Raw genomic sequence first — 17,962 nt, 5'->3', positions numbered from 1 at the left:
GTCACCCCTTGCTGTGCGGAGCAGGGTCGTCGGCCGCCGCGGGCCCGGTGCCGGACGGTTCCGGCGCGGGATCGGCGGCGGGTGCGCGGACGGCGGACTTGCGGACGTGCTGGAACCAGGCGAGCAGCGCGGCGGTGGTCGCGACGAACGAGATGGACGTGGCGATCGCCGCGCCGACCGCGCCGTGCCGGGGGATGAGGATCGCGCCGAGCACGACGACGACCACCAGGCCGAGGCCCTGCCCGGTGGACGCGGCGCCGGGCCGCCCCACCCCGTACAGGTAGGCCATGATCAGCCCGGTGACGCCGAACGTGACGACGCCGGCGAGCCGGATGTAGGTGGGCACGACCGCGTCGTCGAACACGTTCCCGAAGATCCACGGCAGCGCCGTCCCGGCGATGAGCGCGAGCGGGACCGCGGCGACCACCGAGACGCCGAGCGCGGGCAGGATGAGGCGCGCGGTGCGCCTGGTCGCCTTCGCCCGGTCCTCCTTGGCGAAGTCGGGGTAGAGGACGTAGTTCACCGCGAGGCCGGGCAGCTGCACCAGCTCGGCGAACTTGCTGGCGACGGTGTAGACGCCGAGGACCTTCGGGCCGGCGAGCGCGCCGAGCAGCGCCATGTCGAACCGCAGCTGCAGCAGGTCGATGAGCTGCCCGACGTAGCCGCGCACGCCGTATCCGGCGATCGTCCGGCCGAGGCGCGCGTCGGCGCGTCCCCAGCCGCGGAAGAAGCCGCGGGTCGCCAGGCGCCGCGCGATCCACGCGGCCGCCGCGACGTCGGCGAGCACCAGCCCGGCGATCAGCGCGCCCGGCCCGTACCAGCCGGTCAGCAGCAGCAGGTAGATCGGCACGAACACGAACTCCTCGACCGCGATGGCGAGGCTCGCGCCGGGCTGGTCGTCGGTGCCCTGCAGCAGGCCCTTGCCGACCGACACGAACCCCTGCGTGAACGACGGCGCCGCCGCGGCGAGCGTGACCCAGATCCCGAACGACTTGAAGAACACCAGGTAGGCGAGCGGGCTGAGGGCGAGCCACCCGACGCCGCCGAGGACCGCGCCGATGACGGTGAGCCACGCCAGCGTGGGCCGCACCCGGCTCTGGTCGTAGGAGTCGCGGGCCAGGAAGTAGGGTGCGGCGCCGGGCAGCCCGGCGCTGGACAGCTGGCACAGCAGCCCCGGCAGGATCCGCACGAGCGTGAACGCGCCGACGAGCTTCGGCCCGCCGATCCGCGCGACGAGGATCGTGGCGACGCCGAGCGAGCCGAGCGCGCCGATGCGTCCCGCCATGTTCCCCGCGACGAGCGCGAGGAGCCGGCGCCGGAGCCGTCCGGCGTCGGCTTCGGCGGTGAGCGCCGCCGCGGGCTGCTGGGTGTCGGTCATCGGGCTCCCTCCGCGGGGTCGCGGTCGCGTCTGCCGAAGAGGTCCAGGGCGGCGATCAGGCCGAAGACGGCCCAGCCGTGCCGGTAGTGCAGGGTCTGGTAGAAGAGCGCGGAGACCAGGAACACCGCGAGGAGCGCGCCGAACATCTCCGGGCGCGGGACGAGCGCCGCGTACTCGGGGGTGAGCGCGCCGCGCCGGGCGATCCGCACGCACCGCAGGATCAGCACGAACAGCAGCGTGATCAGCGCGACCCCGCCGAGGAACCCGCGTTCCAGCACGGCCGCGATGTAGTCGTTGTGCGCCTCGCGGACGTACCCGTACTGGCGCGCGAGCATCTGCGGGCGGGTCTGGTTGGGGCCGATGCCCCACGGGTGTGTCTGCTCCTCGAGCATCTGGATCGTCGCGGCGTTGACGGAGCTGCGCGACTCGGTGCTCTCCCCGGTGGTGCGGCCGATGGAGTCGCGCAGCACCGGTGACATCTGGCTGGCCTGGTCCAGGTAGGGCTGGATGTCGATCAGGGTGACGGCGGCGACGCCGGTGCCGGCCACGAGGGCGGCCAGCGCGCCGGTCGCGATCGCGTGGTGCGCCTTGCCCTCGCGGAACAGCCGGAACAGGTAGCCGAGCAGCAGCGCGACGCACAGGGCGAGGAGCCCGCCGTTGGAGCCGGTCAGCAGCTCGGCGGTGAGCACGGTCGCGCAGACCGTCCAGCGGAGCCACCGGCGGTCCGGGTACCGGGTCGCGCGGATGATGAACAGGATGCAGATGAACCAGTTGGAGGCGTAGTTGGCGTCGCCGAAGGTGAACATCGCGCGCTCGCCGTCGAGCTGCTTGCCCGACATCGCCTCGATGCCGAGGATCATCCCGAGGATCTCGACGACCGCGTAGACGGTGCCGATCACCACGAACGAGCGCAGCGCGAGCCGCAGCATCCTCGGGTCGCGGCCGAGGTTGGCGATGCTGACCGCCCACATCAGCACGAACAGGTCCTTGACCAGGGTGAGAGTGCCGGCCTGGTTGACGACCGCGGCGATCCCGCCGGCGATGATCGTCATCAGGGTGGGGATCAGGAACGGCCACCGCACCGGCAGTTTCCGGGTGCCCGCCCACAGCAGCGTCACGGCGGACAGCCCGATGAGCGCGAGGTCGGGGAGGCCGGTGTTGCCGGGGCCCGGCGGCAGCCCGGCCGGCATCAGCATCGGCAGCGACGCGATCCCGAGCACGAGCGCGACGGACGTCAGCGGCCACCGCCTCTTCAGCGCGGGCGCGCCGCCGCCGGGCTCGCCGGGCGGCCCGTCGACGGGCTCGTCCGCGACGGGCAGGGCCTTGGTCAGTACGGTCATGGGCGCCGCCACGGGCGCTTGGAGGTTCCCCGGTACGTCTCGTCCAGGACGGTCCCGAGGTGCGCGGGGGAGAACCAGTCGCCGACCCGGCCGCGGGCCCGCTCCGCCATCCGCGCGGCGGCGGCCGGGTCGTCGAGCAGCGCACCGATCGCGCCGGCGAGCTGCTCGGGATCCTCCGGCGGGACGAGCATCCCGGTCTCCCCGGCCAGCACCAGGTCCTGGTTGGACGGGACGGCCGTCGCGACCAGCGGGATGCCCGCGCCGATCGCCTCGACCAGCACGCACGGCAGGCCCTCCCAGCGGGACGGCATCGCCATCAGGTCGAACGCGGGCAGCACCTCGGCGACGTCGTCGCGGTGCCCGAGCCAGCGCATCCGCTCCCCGATGCCGAGCTTGGCGGTGAGCGCGTCCAGCTCGTCCGCCATCGGGCCGCCGCCGACCCACAGCCCGAACACGTCGTCGGGCAGCCGCGCCAGCGCCTTCGCGAAGATCTCCGGGCCCTTCTGGAACGTCAGCCGGCCGATCGCGCCGACGACCTTCACCCCGAGCGGCAGATCGAGGCGGCGGCGGGCCTGCGCGCGGGACCCGGCGGCGGTCGCGTAGGCGTCCACGTCCACCGCGGGCCACGACAGCCGGACCCGTTCCGGCGTGGTGAGGCCGAGCCGCAGCGCGGTCGTCACCGTTTCCGACCCGATCGCCAGGAACGCGTCGGTGCGCTTCGCGGCGATCCGCTCCAGCCGGACGTAGACGCCGCGCCGCGCCCACGACTGGAACTCGTTGAACGGGAACCCGTGCCAGGTGTGGACTATTCGGGGGACGCCCGCGCGGGCCGCCGCGACCCGCCCGATCACCCCGCCCTTCGCGCTGTGGGTGTGGACGACGTCGTAGCGGCCCTCGGCGAGCACCCGCGTCAGCGTCTTCAGCGCGGCGAGGTCGTCGCGCGGCGAGATCTGCGGGACCAGCGGCCCCACCTGCACGATCTCCATCCCGGCGGCGTGCGCGCGCGGCGTCAGGTCGCCCGCCGCCGCGTTCGCCACCGCCTCGTCGCCGTAGAGAACGGTGTCGCGTGTCGCTCGTGCCTCACTGTCCATGCCGACGCCGCCGGTGACGATCGCGCGCTCGTACGCGCCGTCCGGCAGCGCCAGCGCGCCGTTCAGCGCGACCTGGCCGGCACCGCCGTTGAACCGGGTGATCACCGTGGCGACTCGGAGCTTCCTGCTCGTACTCAACGCGCACCTCACAGGCCGGGAGGATCGGGGCTGCACCCTGTATGGAAAGAGCGGGCGTCACACAGACCGGACGGGCCGGACGGCGGCGGGTCGCCGGCCGGGAGCGGGCGCCGCACCGGGTGGTACTCCGGCAGCAGCCGGCGCAGCAGCAGCCGGACCCGGACGTCGTCGCCGGCCCCGGCCGCCGCCGCCAGCTCGTCCAGCAGCTGCGGCAGCCCGGCCGGCGGCGGCGCCGGCCGCGTCCCCCAGATCTTCGGGTGCGCGGTGCGGATCCGCCGCTCGGAGTCGGCGAACGCCTTCTCCGCGAGCTTCTCGCCGGGCCCGAGCCCGCTGAACCGGATCGTCACCTCCGGCAGCCGCAGCTGCTCGGCGTACCGGTGCACCAGCTCCACCACCGGGACGGGACGGCCCATGTCCAGCACGAACGTCTCCGCCTCCTCCGCCAGCGCCGCCGCCTCGATCAGCAGCCCCGCCGCCTCCGCCACCGTCATGAAGTGCCGCGCCACCTCCGGATGGGTGATCGTGACGACCTCGCCGGAGGAGATGCGGTGCGCGAGCAGGCTGAGCAGCGCCCCCGCCTCGCCGATGACGTTGCCGACGCGGACCGCCGCGAAGCACGTCGGGCCGCCCGTCGCGGTCTGCAGCAGCAGCTCGCCGAGCCGCATCGTCGCGCCGAACACCGAGGTCGGCTCGGCCGCCTTGTCGGAGGAGACGAACACCATCCGCTGCACGTCGTGCCGGACCGCGCTGTCGACCGCGTGCCGGGTGCCGACGACGTTGTCGGCGACGCCCCGGCACGGGTCCTGCTCCACCTTCGCCAGCTCGTTCTGGCCCGCGGTGTGGAACAGCAGGTCCGGCCGCGCGTCCCGGACGACCCGGTCGACCCGGCCGCCGTCGCGCACGTCCGCCTCGGCGAGCGTGACGGCGGTCCCGCCCGGCTCGCCGCCGGGCCCGGCGGACAGCTCCCGGCCGAGCCGGGCGAGCCCGGCGGCGTCCTTGTCGACCAGGCACAGCGCCTCCGGCTCCAGCCGCCGGACCTGCCGGCACAGCGCCGACCCGACCGTCCCGCAGGCGCCGGTGACCAGCACGCGCCGGCCCCGGACGAGGCGCCGCCCGCGCAGCCCGGCGAGGGCCACCTCGTCCCGCCCCATCAGCAGCGCGAGCGGGCTGACCGGGACGGGCGGGGGCGGCGCGGCCCGGCGGTTCGGGCGCGGCGGGAACCATCGCACGGTCAGCTCCGGGTCCGCAGCGCCTCGGTGAGTGCGGCCACGACGCGGTCCTGCCCGTCGGACGTCAGCCCCGGATACAGCGGGAGCGACAGCAGCTCCTCGCCGACCCGGTCGGTCACCGGCACCCGCGCGCACTCGTCGGCGCCGAGGATGTCCCGGTACGACGTCATCTGGTTCGCGGGGATGAAGTGCACGGACGTCGACACGCCCGCCGCCTCCAGCTCCGAGCTGATCGCGTCCCGGTCCGGCACGCGCACCTGGTAGAGATGCCAGGCGTGCTGGATCCCGCCGAGGTCCCGCTGCGGCAGCGTCAGCCCGGGCAGGTCCCGGAACGCCTCGTCGTAGGCGGCGACGATCTCGGCGCGGCGCCGCTGCCACTCCGGCAGCGCGGCGAGCTGCGCCCGCCCGATCGCGGCCTGCACGTCCGTCATGTTCGCCTTCAGGCCGACCTGCTTCACGTCGTAGCGCCAGCTGCCGCCCGGCAGGTACCGCTTCCACGAGTCCTTGCTCATCCCGTGCAGCCGCATCGCGCGGACCTTCTCCTGCAGGCCCTCGTCGCTGGTCGCGATCGCGCCGCCCTCGCCGATCGGCATGTTCTTGGTGGCGTAGAAGGAGAAGCACGCCGCGAACGACTCCGCCCCGACGGGCTTGCCGCCGCGCGCCGCACCGGGTCCGTGCGCCGCGTCCTCGACGATCCGCGTCCGGTCCAGCCCGGCCGCCTCCGCCAGCGCCGCCACGTCCACCGGGTAGCCGCCCTGGTTCTGCACGACCATCGCCGCCGGCTTCACCCGCGCCGCCGCCGCCGCGACCGTCTCGGGGCTCGGCACCAGCGTGTCCTCGTCGATGTCGACGAGCACCGGCCGGTGGCCCGCGTGCAGGATCGCGTTGATCGCGCCGCAGAACGTCAGGCTCGGCGTCAGCACCGCCGACCCCGGCGGCAGCTCCAGCCCGCGCAGGCACAGCTCCAGCGCGGTCGTGCACGAGGCGACCGCGATGACGTGCGCGGCGCCCAGGTGATCGGCGAACTCCTGCTCGAACGCCGCCGTCTGCGGCCCCGTGGTGATCCACCCCGAGTCGAGCACCTTCACCACCGCGTCCGACACCTCGCCGGACACCGACGGGATCGTGAACGGAACGGTGGACTGACCGGCTGAACCCATCTTCTACCCCTTGATCTTGCGGGACGTGGCGATGACGCCGAGGAGCGGCCAGCCGGACGCGGCGACCAGGTCCCGGACCGTCTCCAGTCCCGACACCCGCGTCACCGGACCGACCACCACGACCACCCCGACCTCGTCGTCGGAGCCCGGATCGACGTCCTCGAACGCGTGCACGTGGCACACCGCGCGCGCGGGCACCGGAACCGGCTGGGTGATCTCCGAGGGGGAGACCGCCTCGCCGGACTTCTTCGTCATCACGGCGGTGCCGCCCCCGGCGCGGACCACCGACGTGCTCTTGCCCGTGCCGGGGCCGGAGCTGTTCACCGGCGGGCCGTCGCCGGACCCGCCGTCGTTCTTCGGCCCGTCCTGCTTCGGCCCGTCGTTCTTCCGCTTCGCGGCGGCGGCGCCGGCGACCGTGCCGCCGTCCTCGCCCGGACGCTGCCGGACGGGCCGCGCGCCGACCACCTTCGTCCGGTCCCCGTACACCGCCGACGCCACCGCCGACACCAGGTCGGCGGGCAGCGGGCCGGGCGCGCCGACCAGCGTGACCTGCCCGACCTCCTCCTTGCGGGCGGCGAGCCGGACCCGCCGGCCGAGGTCGGCGAGCTCCGCCGGGCCCTTGTCCGCCCAGCCGAGCAGCGGGACGCCGAGCCGCCGCGCGACCCGCCGCTGCCCGGGGATCGTCGGGCGGGCCATCTCGGTCACCACCGCGATCAGGATCCCGGCGACCAGCCCGGCCAGGCCCGCGACGACCGCCATCATGACCGCCGGGTCGCTCTTGGGCGCGATCACCGCCGGCTGCACCACCGAGGCGTTGCCCGCCGTCAGCAGCTGCGCCTGCAGGTCCGACCGGTTCGACCGCAGGTCGGTCAGCTCCGCCTGCACCCGCTCCCGCTCGTTCGCGGCGCCGATGTCGGGGTTGGGCTGCGCGCCCGCCCGCCGTGACAGCGGCCCGAGCCGCTTCTCCAGGTCCCGCACCCGCTTGTCGATGGTGGCGAGCTGCTGGTTGATCGCGCCCTGGTTGGAGTCGTTGATCTCCTTCACCACGGCGGCGCCGATCGCGTCGGTCAGCCGCCGCGCGGCCTGCGGGTCCTTGTCCTTCACCGACAGCTCGACGACCGTGGAGGTGCCGAGCCCGGCGACCCCGATGTCCTTGGCGAGCTTGGTGGTGGACCGGTGCAGCCGCAGCTGCCCGAGCACCCCGCCGAGCAGGTTCTCGCTGGTCGCGAACGCCTTCACCTGGCTGACCTCGGTGCTGACGCCCGCGTCCCCGGCGGCCGCGTCCGCGGCCTTCGCGGTGGCCTGCAGCCGCGTCTTGGCGACCGCGGGCGGGTCCTGCCGGCTCATCACGCCGCCCACCAGCATCAGCGGGGCGACCGTCATGACCAGCAGGAGCGCCCAGTAGCTGCGGACGACGCGCGCCGCGACCTCATCGATCTCCACGGGTCTCCCCTCCGGCCTCCGGCTTCGTACGGCCGAGCGTAGGAAGGCCGGATGCGGCCCGAATCGCCCAAACGACGACCCCCCACTACGCCGTTTGCATCAGTGGCCCCGCGAGGGGACGGCCCGCCGCGCCGCTCAGCCCGAGCCCGGGCGCATGCCGGCGCGCATCGCGAGGGTGATCGCCTCCAGCGCCGAGTGCATGTCGAGCTTGGCCAGCAGGTTCTGCGTGTGCGTGCGGACGGTGTTGGCCGACAGCCCGAGCCGCTCGGCGATCTCCGCCCGGCCGAGGCCGTCGACCATGCACTGCAGCACCTCGCGCTCGCGGGGCGTCAGGTCCGCCAGCAGCCGCGCGCCGCCCGCGTCCCGCGCGTCGCCCGCGACGAGCCGGCGCAGCACCTCGCCGAGCACCTCCGGCGGGATCCAGCCGCCCTGCCGCGCCGCCGACCGGATCACCCGCGCGACCAGGTCCGCGCCCTCGGTCTTCGACAGCCAGCCGACCGCGCCGCGCCGCACCGCCTGCACCAGCGCGTCCAGGTCGCTCATCGCGGTCAGCACCACCACCCGCACGTCCGGGTGGTCCTCGCGGACGCGGGCCAGCACGTCCAGGCCGCTCTCGGCGCCGAGCGTCATGTCCAGCACGATCACCTGCGGGCGCTCGGTGCCGGCGAGCGCGAGCGCGCGGCGGGAGTCCGCGGCGATCGGCAGGATCACCAGGTCGGGCTCGCGGCCCAGCCGGGCGGCGAGCGCCTCGGCGAACAGCGCGTGGTCGTCCACGATCAGGACCCGGATCGGTTGCATCCACCGACGATGACCGGTGCCGGCGTGATCCGGATCCTGCAAACGCTGTAGTCGTTTCGGACAGGCCGCGGCGGCCGGCGCACCGGGCACCGAACCCGGCTCGCCCGCCCGCCCGCGGATCATCGCAGGTGACGGGCGCGCGTGCGGGGAACCGCGTGCGGACGCCGCGCCCCGGCCGCCGGTTCACCGCCGTCCGGACCCGGTCACCTGGAGTGCGGTCCGTTGACCATCCGCGACCGGCTGCTGATCCTGTGCGTGACCGAGCAGGGACGCACTGGCTCAGGGGATGCCATATGAAAGTCCTGATCACTGGGGGAGCCGGCTTCATCGGCAGCACGATCGCGTCCGCGTTCGCCGAACGCGGGATCACGCCGGTGGTGCTCGACAGCCTGATCACCGGCCGGCAGGAGTTCACCGACGGGAAGATCTTCTACCAGGGCGACATCGGGGACGGGGACCTCGTCGACGCGATCTTCCGGGAGCATCCGGACATCGGCGTCGCCGTGCACTGCGCGGCGCTGATCGTGGTGCCCGACTCGATGAAGGACCCGCTCCGCTACTACCGGGTCAACCTGGGGCGCACCCGCGACCTCGCCGAGCACCTGGTCCGCAACGGCTGCGACCGGATGATCTTCGCGTCGACGGCGGGCATGTACCGGCCGGAGGCCGACCTGTCGGTGACGGAGACCTCGGCGCTGGAGCCGCAGAACCCCTACACCCGCTCGAAGATGATGGCCGAGCTGATGCTCGAGGACGTCTGCCGCGCCACCTCGCTGCGGGTCGTCTCGCTGCGCTACCTGAACCCGATCGGCGCCGACCCGCAGCTGCGCACCGGCCTGCAGAGCAGCAAGCCGACGCACGCGCTCGGCAAGATGATCGAGTCCTACGAGCTGGGCGTCCCGTTCAAGATCACAGGGGTGGACTGGGACACCCGCGACGGCACCGCGATCCGCGACTACATCCACGTCTGGGACATCGCCCGCGCGTTCTGCGAGGCGGCGGACCGGTTCGACTCGGTCGTCCCGCCGCTGCGGCCGGCGGGGGAGGGCTCCGGCTACGAGGTGGTCAACCTCGGCACCGGCGACGGGACCACCGTCCGCGAGCTGGTCGAGGCGTTCCGCGAGGTGGTCGGGGAGGCGTTCGTCGCGGAGGAGGCCCCGGCCCGTCCCGGCGACGTCGTCGGCGCGTTCGTCCGGCCGGACAAGGCGTGGGAGCTGCTGCGCTGGAAGCCCGAGTACACGATCGAGGACGCGATCCGGCACTCCCTGCAGTGGGCCGAGCGGCGCCGGGAGCTCGACGTCGCCTGATCCCGCGCCGACCCGCCCGCCCGGGGCCCGCCCGGTCCCTCCACCCTTCCGCAGGGGGGACCGGGCGGGCCGGGCGGGCTCAGCCGCGCGGGCGCTGCGCGGCGCGGGACCTGACCCTGCGGGCGAGCGGCAGGACGACGAGCATCAGGACCGCGGCGGCCGCCCCGACGACGGCCGTTCCGAGGCCGAGGCCCATCACCTGGTCCCGGAAGCTCCCGTCGCCGCTGCGCAGCATCGCCGCGTGCGACGCCTGGTTCGTCCACAGCACCGCCACGAGCAGCGCGACCAGCGTCCAGAAGACGGCCGGGCGCAGCACGCGCACGTTCACCCACCGTCCGGTGGCCAGCCCCACGCCCCACCTGGCCAGCACCAGCAGCGCTCCCGGCACGACGACGAACGCCAGCGGGTTGTAGTGCCACGCGGTGACGACGTCGCCGCGCATCAACGCCTGCACCGCGCGGGTGCCGCCGCACAACGGGCACACCATGCCGATCAGCCGGAGCGGGCTGTGGAGGGCGATCGGCGGCAGCCCGAACACCGCCATCAGCGCCCCGGCGACGAGCCCCGCCACCGCCACTATGCGCAGCCGCCGGTGCCGGTCGTCGCGGTCCCAGCTCACCCGGACGGGCACCGGCCCGCGCGCGCCCTCGTCTGCGTCCATGCCCCCCGTTCTACCCCTGCGCGCGACCGGACGCGACGGGGGCCTCGTCCGCCGCCGCGAGCAGGCGCGGGAGATCGCGCATGTCGTCGAAGACGACGGTGCCCGGGCCTTCGAGCCATTCCGCCGGGGTCAGGCCGCCCGCGTAGCCGAGGACGCGCATGCCGGCGGCGCGGGCCGCCTGGACCCCGTAGCGGCTGTCCTCCACCACGACGCAGCGGCCGGGGTCGGCGCCCATCTCGCGGGCGGCGAGCAGGAACAGGTCGGGCGCCGGCTTGCCCCGCGCGACCTGCGTCGCGCTGAAGATCCGGCCCTCGAAGTGCGCGTGCAGGCCCGTCCGGCCGAGCGTGTGGCGCATCTTGGCGTGGCTGCCGCTGGACGCCACACAGGTCGGCAGGGTGATCGCGGCGAGCGCCTCGGCGATGCCGTCGACCGGTGCGAGCCCGGCGTCCACCGCCTCGGCGTGCAGCCGCTCGAACCGGCGTCCGGCCTCGGCGGTCAGCTCGGGCCCGAGCCGCGCCTCGATCAGCTCGTTGATCGAGGCGGTGGAGCGGCCGACGAACCGCTCGGTCACCTCCGCCTCGCTCAGCGGCCAGCCCAGCGCGGTCAGCACGGCGGAATGGGTGCGCACCGCGATGGGCTCGCTGTCGACCAGCACGCCGTCGCAGTCGAAGATCACCAGCTCGATCGAATCAGTCACGAAAGGACTTATACACGCAAACAGGTGCGCCCCCCGTGACCAGGCGCCGAAGGCGCGGTGTGTCAGCCCACGCCGACGAACTGGTGGTCGGTGCGGATGCGGCCGTCCTCGTCGAGGGTGATGACCTCCAGGCCGCCGCCCATGACCTCGCCCGTCGCGATCGAGACCATCGACCAGCGGACGGCGATCACGTTGGGCATGAGGACGGCGGCCTCCTCGGCGGCCCGGAAGACGTGCTCGCCCGGCGCGACGAACAGCTCGTAGGCGCGCGACACCCGGGCGTTCAGGCCGTCATGGCCGCGGACCTCGAGCGAAGGATGGGGGACGGCCAGGTTCGCGGCGGCCTCACGGACCTCCTGGGGCGGGTTGACCAGGACCTGGAGGCCGTCTGGCGCCCACAGTTCCCGGACGAGTGCCTGCCGTGCCGCGGGGTCGGGTTCGTTCCACTGCGCGATGTAGCGGTCGGACCATCGCTTGAGTTCGAGTGTTTCGCTCATGTGCAGCAGTTTGCGCCCCCACCTGCAAAGACGCGATTCCCTCAAGGGAATGACGGCATGGGTGCTGCTCGCAGCGGCCGCGGGCCGGAACCCTACGAGTCCGCGGCGAAGGCGGCCTTGGTGAGGATGGTGGCGGTTTCCGTGGCGGTGGCGATGGCGTCGTCGGGGGACAGGCCGCACAGGTCGGTGAGGACGAAGAACGCCTCGGCGCCGCAGGCCAGCGCGAGGGACCGCTTGAGGCGGGCCATCGCGGCGGGCTGCAGGCCCTCGAAGGGCGCCAGGGCATGGTCGATCAGGGCGAAGCGCATGCCGGGACGGGCGCCGGCGCGGGCCGGCGCGGTGATCGTGGTGGAGATCATCGCGCGGACGGCGCCCTGGTGGGCGTGGACGTGCCGGAGCAGATACGCGGTGGCGAAGGCGATGCGCTCGGCGGGGTCCGTCGAGGCCGCGACGGGGGCGAGGGCCTCCTCCGGGCCGGACCAGACGGTCTCCAGGGCTTCCTGGAGGAGCGAGGTCAGGTCGGGGAAGTAGCGGTAGGCGGTGGCCTCGGAGACGAGGGCCTCGGCCGCCACCTGCGGCATCGTCACCTCGGCGCCGGAGCGGGCCAGGTCGCGGCAGGCGTCCACGATCGCCTTGCGCGTCCGGACCTTCTGGTTCGCGCGTCCGGGGGCGGTCTCCATCGTCCGGGTCCTTCCTGAGTGGTGGCTCTCTTCGTGAGAGCTTACTTGCATGAATTGGTGAAAGCCACCTATCTTCATGAGAGTCAGCTCTTACGAAGGGGAGTGAGCGTCATGGGCAGAGCCGTGATCGTCCGGCCGGACGAGGGGGAGCGCGTGCAGCTCGGGCCGACCACGATGCGGATCCTGGAGGACGGCTCCACGACCGGCCACCGGCTGGGCGTCGGGGAGATCACCGTCGCCCCGCACACCGAGGGGCCGCCGCAGCACCGGCACGCACGGCACGACGAGGGCTTCTACGTGGTGTCGGGAACCGCCCGGTTCACCGTCGGCGAGACCAGTTACGACGTGCCTGCGGGGACGCTCGCGATGATCCCGCCGGGCGCGCCGCACACGTTCGCCAACCCCGGCGACGAGCCGCTCGTGCTGCTGAACACCTTCACGCCCGACCTTTACGTGCAGTACTTCCGGGACCTGAAGGAAATGATCGAGTCGGGCGGGGAATTCACCCCCGAGGCGACCATCGAGGTCATGAAGCGCTACGCGACCGAACCCGCCACCGAGTACGCCGAATAGGAGACGGATGTCGAACCACGTTTTGCCCACGTCTTTTGGAGATGTTCCGGTAACCGTGCAGGAGAAGGGAGAGGGAAGGCCCGTTCTGCTGCTGCACGGCGGGGCCGGCCCCGATTCCGTGCGCGGTCTCGCCGAACTGCTGGCCGCGCGGGGGTGGCGAACGTTCACGCCCGTCCATCCCGGGTTCGGCGGCACACCGCGTCCGGAGAAGCTCGACTCGGTCCGCGGCCTCGCGGAGGTCTACGCACGGCTGCTGGACGAGCCGGCGCTGGAGGACGCGACCGTCATCGGCAGTTCCGTCGGCGGCTGGATCGCGGCGGAACTCGCCCTGGTCGCGGCCGGACGCATGGGGGCGCTCGTGCTGCTCGACGCCGTCGGCCTGGCCAGCGCCGAGCACCCCGTCGCGGACTTCTTCTCGCTGACGCTCGACCAGGTCGCCGACCTCAGCTACGCCGATCCGGACGCGTACCGGATCGACCTTTCCGCGATGAGCGACGAGCAGAAGCGCATCGCGGCGGGAAACCGGGAGTCGCTGCTCGTCTACGGGGGCGAGTCGATGGCCGACCCGAGTCTGAAAGAGCGGCTCGCGGCCGTCTCCGTGCCGGCGCTGGTGGTGTGGGGGGAAGCGGACCGGATGGTGACCCCCGAATACGGCAGGGAGTACGCCGACGCCATTCCGGGAGCCGTTTTCCAGGTCATCGAGCGGGCCGGGCACCTGCCGCAGATAGAAGCCCCCGACGCGCTGCTGGGATCGCTCGAAGAATTCACCGACGGCGGCAGCTGAGGCGCTTGCCGTTCACCTGCCGCCGAGAGCGAGGTCAGGCGGCGGTCTCGGCCCGGGAGCGGGTGCCGGCCAGGACGACGGCGATGGCGGTCATGGTGGTGTCCTTTCGGGTGCGGGTGCTGCGCAGGGGTCAGTGGGCGGCGAACCGCGCGACCAGGCGGCCGACCGGGTCGGGGCCGAACAGCTGGTCCAGGGACGCGGCCGATTCGGTGGCCGAGGCCTCGCTGCGGGGGAAGAGCGCCTGCTCGTAGGCGGTGAGGGCGGCCGCGGTGCCGCCGGGGTGGGCGGCGATGGCCTGGCCGAGTTCGGCGCCGTCGAGCATGGCGAGGTTGGCGCCCTCGCCGGCGAACGGCGACATCAGGTGCGCGGCGTCACCGAGGAGCGTCACTCCGGGCGCCGGGTCCCAGCGGTGGCCGATGGGGAGCGCGTTGATACGGCGCGGCACCAGCGGGCCGTCCGCGTCGGCGATCAGCGCCTGCAACGCGGCGTCCCAGCCGGTGAACTGGGAGAGGACGGCGGCCTTGGCGGTGGCGGTGTCGGTGAAGTCGATGCCGTCCAGCCAGTCCTCGCCGGTCCGGAGCGCGGCGTAGACGTGCAGGCTGCCGTCGGTCTCGCGGTGGGCGAGGAAGCCGCGCTCGCCGTCGAGCGCGAGGAAGAAGCCGCCGCCGATCATCTCGGCGCTGCCGGGGTGGCGGACGTCGGCGTCCAGGAGGTCCGCCTCGACGAACGAGATGCCCGCGTAGGCGGGACGCGCGGGGGAGACCAGCGGGCGGATCCGGGACCAGGCGCCGTCCGCGCCGACCAGCAGGTCGGTGGTGATGGCGGAGCCGTCGGCGAAGGTCACCTCGTGGCGGCCGTCGCCGAGCGGACGGGCGCCGGCCGCCTTGGCGCCCCACCGGATCGTCCCGTCGGGCAGCGAGTCCAGGAGCAGGTCGCGGAGCCGGCCGCGGTCGACCTCGGGACGGCCGCCGGTGCCGTCGTCGTCCTCCTGGAGGGCGACGGTGCCGGCGCTGGTCAGGACGCGCATCGCCTGTCCGCCGGGATGGACGATCGCGCGGAACGGTTCATGCAGGTCCGCGGCGCGCAGCGCGGCCTGTCCGGAGTCATCGTGGATGTCGAGCATGCCGCCCTGGGTGCGGGCGTCCGGGCCCGGTTCCAGGTCGAACACGGTCGCCCGGACGCCGTGGACGTGCAGGACGCGGGCCAGCGTGAGGCCGCCGAGCCCGGCCCCGATGATCGCGATGGGGTGGTGAGCGGTGGTCATGGTGATCGCCTCCCGGCGGGTCGAAGTAGAGCGACTATGAAAACATAACGATTATGAGTTCGTAGTCATTCCATCGCTGCGTACGATGGGCGCATGGCACGGACGGACCCCGCGGAGGGACGGCGCGAACGCAGGAAGGCCGCGACCCGGCGGGCGCTGGCCGACGCCGCGCTGCGGCTGTTCCTCGAGCACGGCTACGACGGGGTGACGGTCACGCAGATCGCCGACGCGGCGGACGTGTCGATCGCCACGCTGTTCAAGCACGTTCCCGACGGGAAGCAGGCGCTGATCTTCGACGACGGCTCCGAGCGGCGGGAGGCGGTCCTCGCCGCCGTCCGCGACCGGCCCCCCGGGCGGTCGGCGCTGGACGCCCTGCACGACCGCCTCGTCGGGCGCGGCCCGTTCGCCCGCGAACTCCCGCCCGACCTGCGCCGCCGCCGGGACCTGATCATGAGCACGCCGGAACTGGCCGGCTACCAGCGCCGGCTGTGGCTGCGCGCCGAGGCCCCGCTGGCCGAGGCGCTCGCCGCCGACGCCGGCCGCGCCGAGCCCGCCCCCGCCGACCGGGCGCTGGCCCGCTACGTCCTGGAAACGCCCGAGCTGGCCGCCGGGGCGCCGGACCCCCGCGCCGCGCTCCGCGAGATCTTCGACCGCCTGGAGTCCGGCTGGGCCGCCCCGGACCGGCCGGCCTGACCGGGTGCGGCCCGCGGGGGCGTGCCGGGGCCTGGCGTGAGACGGGCGTCTGAACTAACGTTCCACCAAGCAAGCGATGGGTTACGGACGGGAAGGACCGGCCGCACCCGGCCGCCCCGCGGGGCATTCCGCGCCGCTCCGGCGGCGCGAAACGGCCGGTGGGTGCGGGAGAATGGGGGACGGTCACAGCGAGGAGGCGTTTTGAGCGGCGATGTGCGGTTCACCGTCACGCGGACGCTGACCAAGGATCAGCAGGCCCGGCGCGAGCGGCTGATCGACGCCGCGCGCGACCTGGCGCGCGAGGGCGGCTACCCGGCCGTCACCATGCACGACGTGGCGGACCGCGCCGGGGTGGCCCGCGCGACCGTGTACCGCTACTTCGCCACCAAGGACCACCTGCTCACCGAGGTCGCCGCGACCTGGGCGCACCGCATCACCGGCGACATCGACGCGCTCGCGGTCGGCGAGACGCCGGTCGAGCGGCTCACCGCGCTGCTGGTGCGGATCGTCGAGGTGGCGGCGCAGGAGCGGACCCTGACCTCGGCCATCATCCAGGCGGTGACCTCGGACGACTCCAGCGTGGACGACGCCCGCACGGTGCTGTTCCTGTTCGTCCGCGACCGGCTGTCGGCGGCGATCGGCGAGCCGGTGCCCGCGCGCGAGGACGTGGAGGTCGTGCTCGGGCACGTCCTGCTCGCCGCGCTGGTCAGCCTGGCGTCGCTGCGCCGGCCCACCGAGGAGATCGCGGACATGGTCCGCACGTCCGGGCGGCTGGTGCTGGCCGGGGCGCTCGCGGGCGCGACGACGGCCTGACCGGCCCGGCGCCCGGCGGGCATAGGTTTCCGATGAACGGTTTGTCAGTCGCCTTATAACCGGCCGGGCGCAATGCGTTCTCGATCGTGCAGCCCGCCGCCCGGCCGCCTCGGTACCTTCCGGAAGGACCCATCGGGGGCGGGAGGTGCGAAGGTGACGACGGGCCTGAAAGCGTTCGCCGAGGCGACCGGGGGGACGGCCGGGGAGGGGCGCTCGCCGCTGAAGCCGTGGGCCGGGGTGCCGAGCGAGCTGTCGGAGATGTTCCGGCCGCACCTGGAGGCCCTCGCCGAGGAGATGATCGAGGAGATCCTCGCCGGGATCCCGGAGTACTCGCGGCCGCAGGACGAGGAGTACGCGCGGCTCGTCCGGCTCGCGGTCGAGGGCGCGCTGCGCCAGTTCGTCGACCTGATCATGGACCCGGAGAGCTCCTGGGAGGCGGTCGCCGCCGTCTACCGGGAGATCGGCTGGGCGGAGGCCCGCGAGGGCCGCAACCTCGACATCCTGCAGACCTCGCTGCGGCTCGGCGCCCGCGTCGCGTGGCGGCGGCTCGCGTCGGAGTCCGAGCGGTACAACATCTCCCGCCGCACCCTCGCCAGCATCGCCGAGGCGATCTTCGCGTTCCTCGACGAGATCGCCCGCGCCGCGACCGAGGGGTACACCAAGGCGCGCGAGCAGGAGGCCGGCGAGCTGGAGCACCGCCGCCGCCGGCTGCTGGACATGCTGCTCGCCGAGCCGCCCGCCGCGCAGCAGGCCGTCGCCGACCTCGCCCGGCTCGCGCAGTGGCGCGTCCCCCGGACGGTCGCCGCGGTCGTGCTGTACGAGCGGGGGCAGCAGCCGTTCTCGCACCCGTCGCTGCCGCCGGACGTGCTCGCCGACGTGAACCGGCGCGAGCCGTGCCTGCTCGTCCCGGACCCGGAGGGCCCGGGGCGCGGCCGGATGCTGGAGTCGGCGCTGCGCAACTGGGTGGCCGCGCTCGGCCCGACCGTCCGCACCGAGGACGCGGCGAAGTCGCTGCGCTGGGCGCGCGAGGCGCTGCCGCTCGCGCGCCGCGGCATCCTGGCGTCCGACCGGCTGATCCGCTGCGCCGACCACATGCCGGCGCTGGTGGTGTTCAAGGACGAGGAGCTGGTGCGGGCCGTCGCGGACCTGCGGCTCGCGCCGCTGAAGACCGTCCGGCCGCGGCACCGCGAGCGGCTCATGCGCACGCTGCTGTCGTGCCTGCAGAACGGGTTCAACGCCACCGAGGTCGCGAACCGGCTGCACGTCCACCCGCAGACCGTCCGGTACCGGCTGCACCAGCTGGAGGAGCTGTTCGGCGAGCGGCTGTACGACCCGGAGACGCGGCTGGAGATGGAGATGGTGCTGACCGTCTGGCTCACCGGCCCGCCGGATTTTCCATCAAACGATTGACCAAGT

General features: G+C 73.8%; 18 protein-coding genes. 6 read left to right on the top strand and 12 right to left on the bottom strand.

Features of this window, described 5'->3' with window-relative positions; translation table 11 throughout:
* Window position 1: 1 nt before the first annotated feature.
* From J4709_RS03510 to J4709_RS03480, 7 genes are all read right to left on the bottom strand, one after another.
* Window positions 2-1,378 (bottom strand): lipopolysaccharide biosynthesis protein, encoded by a 1,377-nt coding sequence (locus J4709_RS03510; RefSeq protein ID WP_208236779.1) that lies wholly within the window; start codon window positions 1,376-1,378, stop codon window positions 2-4.
* On the bottom strand, window positions 1,375-2,718 hold the full coding sequence (locus tag J4709_RS03505) for an O-antigen ligase family protein (protein WP_208236777.1): 1,344 nt from the start codon (window positions 2,716-2,718) through the stop codon (window positions 1,375-1,377). Before J4709_RS03505 ends, J4709_RS03510 begins: the two co-directional genes overlap by 4 nt.
* Window positions 2,715-3,947 (bottom strand): glycosyltransferase, encoded by a 1,233-nt coding sequence (locus tag J4709_RS03500; protein ID WP_208236775.1) that lies wholly within the window; start codon window positions 3,945-3,947, stop codon window positions 2,715-2,717. The genes J4709_RS03505 and J4709_RS03500 overlap by 4 nt, the downstream gene beginning before the upstream one ends.
* 8 nt (window positions 3,948-3,955) lie before the next feature.
* On the bottom strand, window positions 3,956-5,176 hold the full coding sequence (locus J4709_RS03495; RefSeq protein WP_208236773.1) for a polysaccharide biosynthesis protein: 1,221 nt from the start codon (window positions 5,174-5,176) through the stop codon (window positions 3,956-3,958).
* Window positions 5,177-5,178: 2 nt separating this feature from the next.
* Complete coding sequence (locus J4709_RS03490; protein WP_208236771.1) at window positions 5,179-6,336, bottom strand: DegT/DnrJ/EryC1/StrS family aminotransferase; 1,158 nt, start codon at window positions 6,334-6,336, stop codon at window positions 5,179-5,181.
* Window positions 6,337-6,339: 3 nt separating this feature from the next.
* Window positions 6,340-7,779 carry a YveK family protein gene (locus J4709_RS03485; protein ID WP_208236769.1) on the bottom strand — a complete coding sequence of 480 codons (1,440 nt, stop codon included), beginning with the start codon at window positions 7,777-7,779 and terminating at the stop codon, window positions 6,340-6,342.
* Between the two features lie 135 nt (window positions 7,780-7,914).
* A complete protein-coding gene (locus J4709_RS03480; protein WP_208236767.1) occupies window positions 7,915-8,577 on the bottom strand; it encodes a response regulator in 663 nt (220 codons plus the stop codon).
* A gap of 293 nt (window positions 8,578-8,870) precedes the next feature.
* Here J4709_RS03480 and galE point away from each other — a divergent pair, with 293 nt between their 5' ends.
* Complete coding sequence (gene galE, locus J4709_RS03475; RefSeq protein WP_208236765.1) at window positions 8,871-9,884, top strand: UDP-glucose 4-epimerase GalE; 1,014 nt, start codon at window positions 8,871-8,873, stop codon at window positions 9,882-9,884.
* Window positions 9,885-9,963: 79 nt separating this feature from the next.
* On the opposite strand, the gene J4709_RS03470 is transcribed toward galE, so the two are convergent.
* From J4709_RS03470 to J4709_RS03455, 4 genes are all read right to left on the bottom strand, one after another.
* Window positions 9,964-10,545: a DUF2752 domain-containing protein gene (locus J4709_RS03470; RefSeq protein ID WP_208236763.1), complete on the bottom strand. Its 582-nt coding sequence runs from the start codon at window positions 10,543-10,545 to the stop codon at window positions 9,964-9,966.
* Window positions 10,546-10,555: 10 nt separating this feature from the next.
* The gene (locus tag J4709_RS03465) at window positions 10,556-11,242 is read right to left on the bottom strand and encodes an HAD family hydrolase (protein ID WP_307800912.1); all 687 of its coding nucleotides are present in this window, start codon (window positions 11,240-11,242) and stop codon (window positions 10,556-10,558) included.
* A gap of 62 nt (window positions 11,243-11,304) precedes the next feature.
* Complete coding sequence (locus J4709_RS03460) at window positions 11,305-11,739, bottom strand: hypothetical protein (protein WP_208236762.1); 435 nt, start codon at window positions 11,737-11,739, stop codon at window positions 11,305-11,307.
* A 92-nt stretch (window positions 11,740-11,831) separates the two neighbouring features.
* Window positions 11,832-12,419, bottom strand: coding sequence for a TetR/AcrR family transcriptional regulator (locus J4709_RS03455; RefSeq protein ID WP_208236760.1), 588 nt, complete (start codon window positions 12,417-12,419; stop codon window positions 11,832-11,834).
* Between the two features lie 111 nt (window positions 12,420-12,530).
* Between J4709_RS03455 and J4709_RS03450 the strand changes: the two genes are divergently transcribed.
* Together J4709_RS03450 and J4709_RS03445 are read left to right on the top strand one after the other, a co-directional pair.
* On the top strand, window positions 12,531-12,992 hold the full coding sequence (locus J4709_RS03450; RefSeq protein WP_208236758.1) for a cupin domain-containing protein: 462 nt from the start codon (window positions 12,531-12,533) through the stop codon (window positions 12,990-12,992).
* Between the two features lie 55 nt (window positions 12,993-13,047).
* Entirely contained in the window at window positions 13,048-13,776 is a 729-nt protein-coding gene (locus tag J4709_RS03445) for an alpha/beta fold hydrolase (protein ID WP_208236756.1), read from the top strand.
* Window positions 13,777-13,906: 130 nt separating this feature from the next.
* On the opposite strand, the gene J4709_RS03440 is transcribed toward J4709_RS03445, so the two are convergent.
* A complete protein-coding gene (locus tag J4709_RS03440) occupies window positions 13,907-15,040 on the bottom strand; it encodes an FAD-dependent oxidoreductase (RefSeq protein ID WP_208236754.1) in 1,134 nt (377 codons plus the stop codon).
* Window positions 15,041-15,133: 93 nt separating this feature from the next.
* Between J4709_RS03440 and J4709_RS03435 the strand changes: the two genes are divergently transcribed.
* The 3 genes from J4709_RS03435 to J4709_RS03425 all read left to right on the top strand — a co-directional run bounded on the left by J4709_RS03435 (window position 15,134) and on the right by J4709_RS03425 (window position 17,956).
* Window positions 15,134-15,733 (top strand): TetR/AcrR family transcriptional regulator, encoded by a 600-nt coding sequence (locus J4709_RS03435; RefSeq protein WP_208236752.1) that lies wholly within the window; start codon window positions 15,134-15,136, stop codon window positions 15,731-15,733.
* Between the two features lie 201 nt (window positions 15,734-15,934).
* Entirely contained in the window at window positions 15,935-16,546 is a 612-nt protein-coding gene (locus J4709_RS03430; protein WP_173098938.1) for a TetR/AcrR family transcriptional regulator, read from the top strand.
* 153 nt (window positions 16,547-16,699) lie between these two features.
* Window positions 16,700-17,956 carry a PucR family transcriptional regulator gene (locus J4709_RS03425; protein WP_307800909.1) on the top strand — a complete coding sequence of 419 codons (1,257 nt, stop codon included), beginning with the start codon at window positions 16,700-16,702 and terminating at the stop codon, window positions 17,954-17,956.
* Window positions 17,957-17,962: the final 6 nt, after the last annotated feature.

The organism is Actinomadura violacea (assembly GCF_017573465.1).
Classification (GTDB): domain Bacteria; phylum Actinomycetota; class Actinomycetes; order Streptosporangiales; family Streptosporangiaceae; genus Spirillospora; species Spirillospora violacea.
This window is presented reverse-complemented; position numbering and strand designations above follow the sequence as displayed.

Bases quoted from the DNA above. Each gene is read 5' to 3' on its own strand.
- J4709_RS03510 (WP_208236779.1), bottom strand. From the start codon at position 1,378: ATGACCGACACCCAGCAGCCCGCGGCGGCGCTCACCGCCGAAGCCGAC.
- J4709_RS03505 (WP_208236777.1), bottom strand. From the start codon at position 2,718: ATGACCGTACTGACCAAGGCCCTGCCCGTCGCGGACGAGCCCGTCGAC.
- J4709_RS03490 (WP_208236771.1), bottom strand. From the start codon at position 6,336: ATGGGTTCAGCCGGTCAGTCCACCGTTCCGTTCACGATCCCGTCGGTG.
- J4709_RS03480 (WP_208236767.1), bottom strand. From the start codon at position 8,577: ATGCAACCGATCCGGGTCCTGATCGTGGACGACCACGCGCTGTTCGCC.
- galE (WP_208236765.1), top strand. From the start codon at position 8,871: ATGAAAGTCCTGATCACTGGGGGAGCCGGCTTCATCGGCAGCACGATC.
- J4709_RS03470 (WP_208236763.1), bottom strand. From the start codon at position 10,545: ATGGACGCAGACGAGGGCGCGCGCGGGCCGGTGCCCGTCCGGGTGAGC.
- J4709_RS03460 (WP_208236762.1), bottom strand. From the start codon at position 11,739: ATGAGCGAAACACTCGAACTCAAGCGATGGTCCGACCGCTACATCGCG.
- J4709_RS03455 (WP_208236760.1), bottom strand. From the start codon at position 12,419: ATGGAGACCGCCCCCGGACGCGCGAACCAGAAGGTCCGGACGCGCAAG.
- J4709_RS03450 (WP_208236758.1), top strand. From the start codon at position 12,531: ATGGGCAGAGCCGTGATCGTCCGGCCGGACGAGGGGGAGCGCGTGCAG.
- J4709_RS03440 (WP_208236754.1), bottom strand. From the start codon at position 15,040: ATGACCACCGCTCACCACCCCATCGCGATCATCGGGGCCGGGCTCGGC.
- J4709_RS03435 (WP_208236752.1), top strand. From the start codon at position 15,134: ATGGCACGGACGGACCCCGCGGAGGGACGGCGCGAACGCAGGAAGGCC.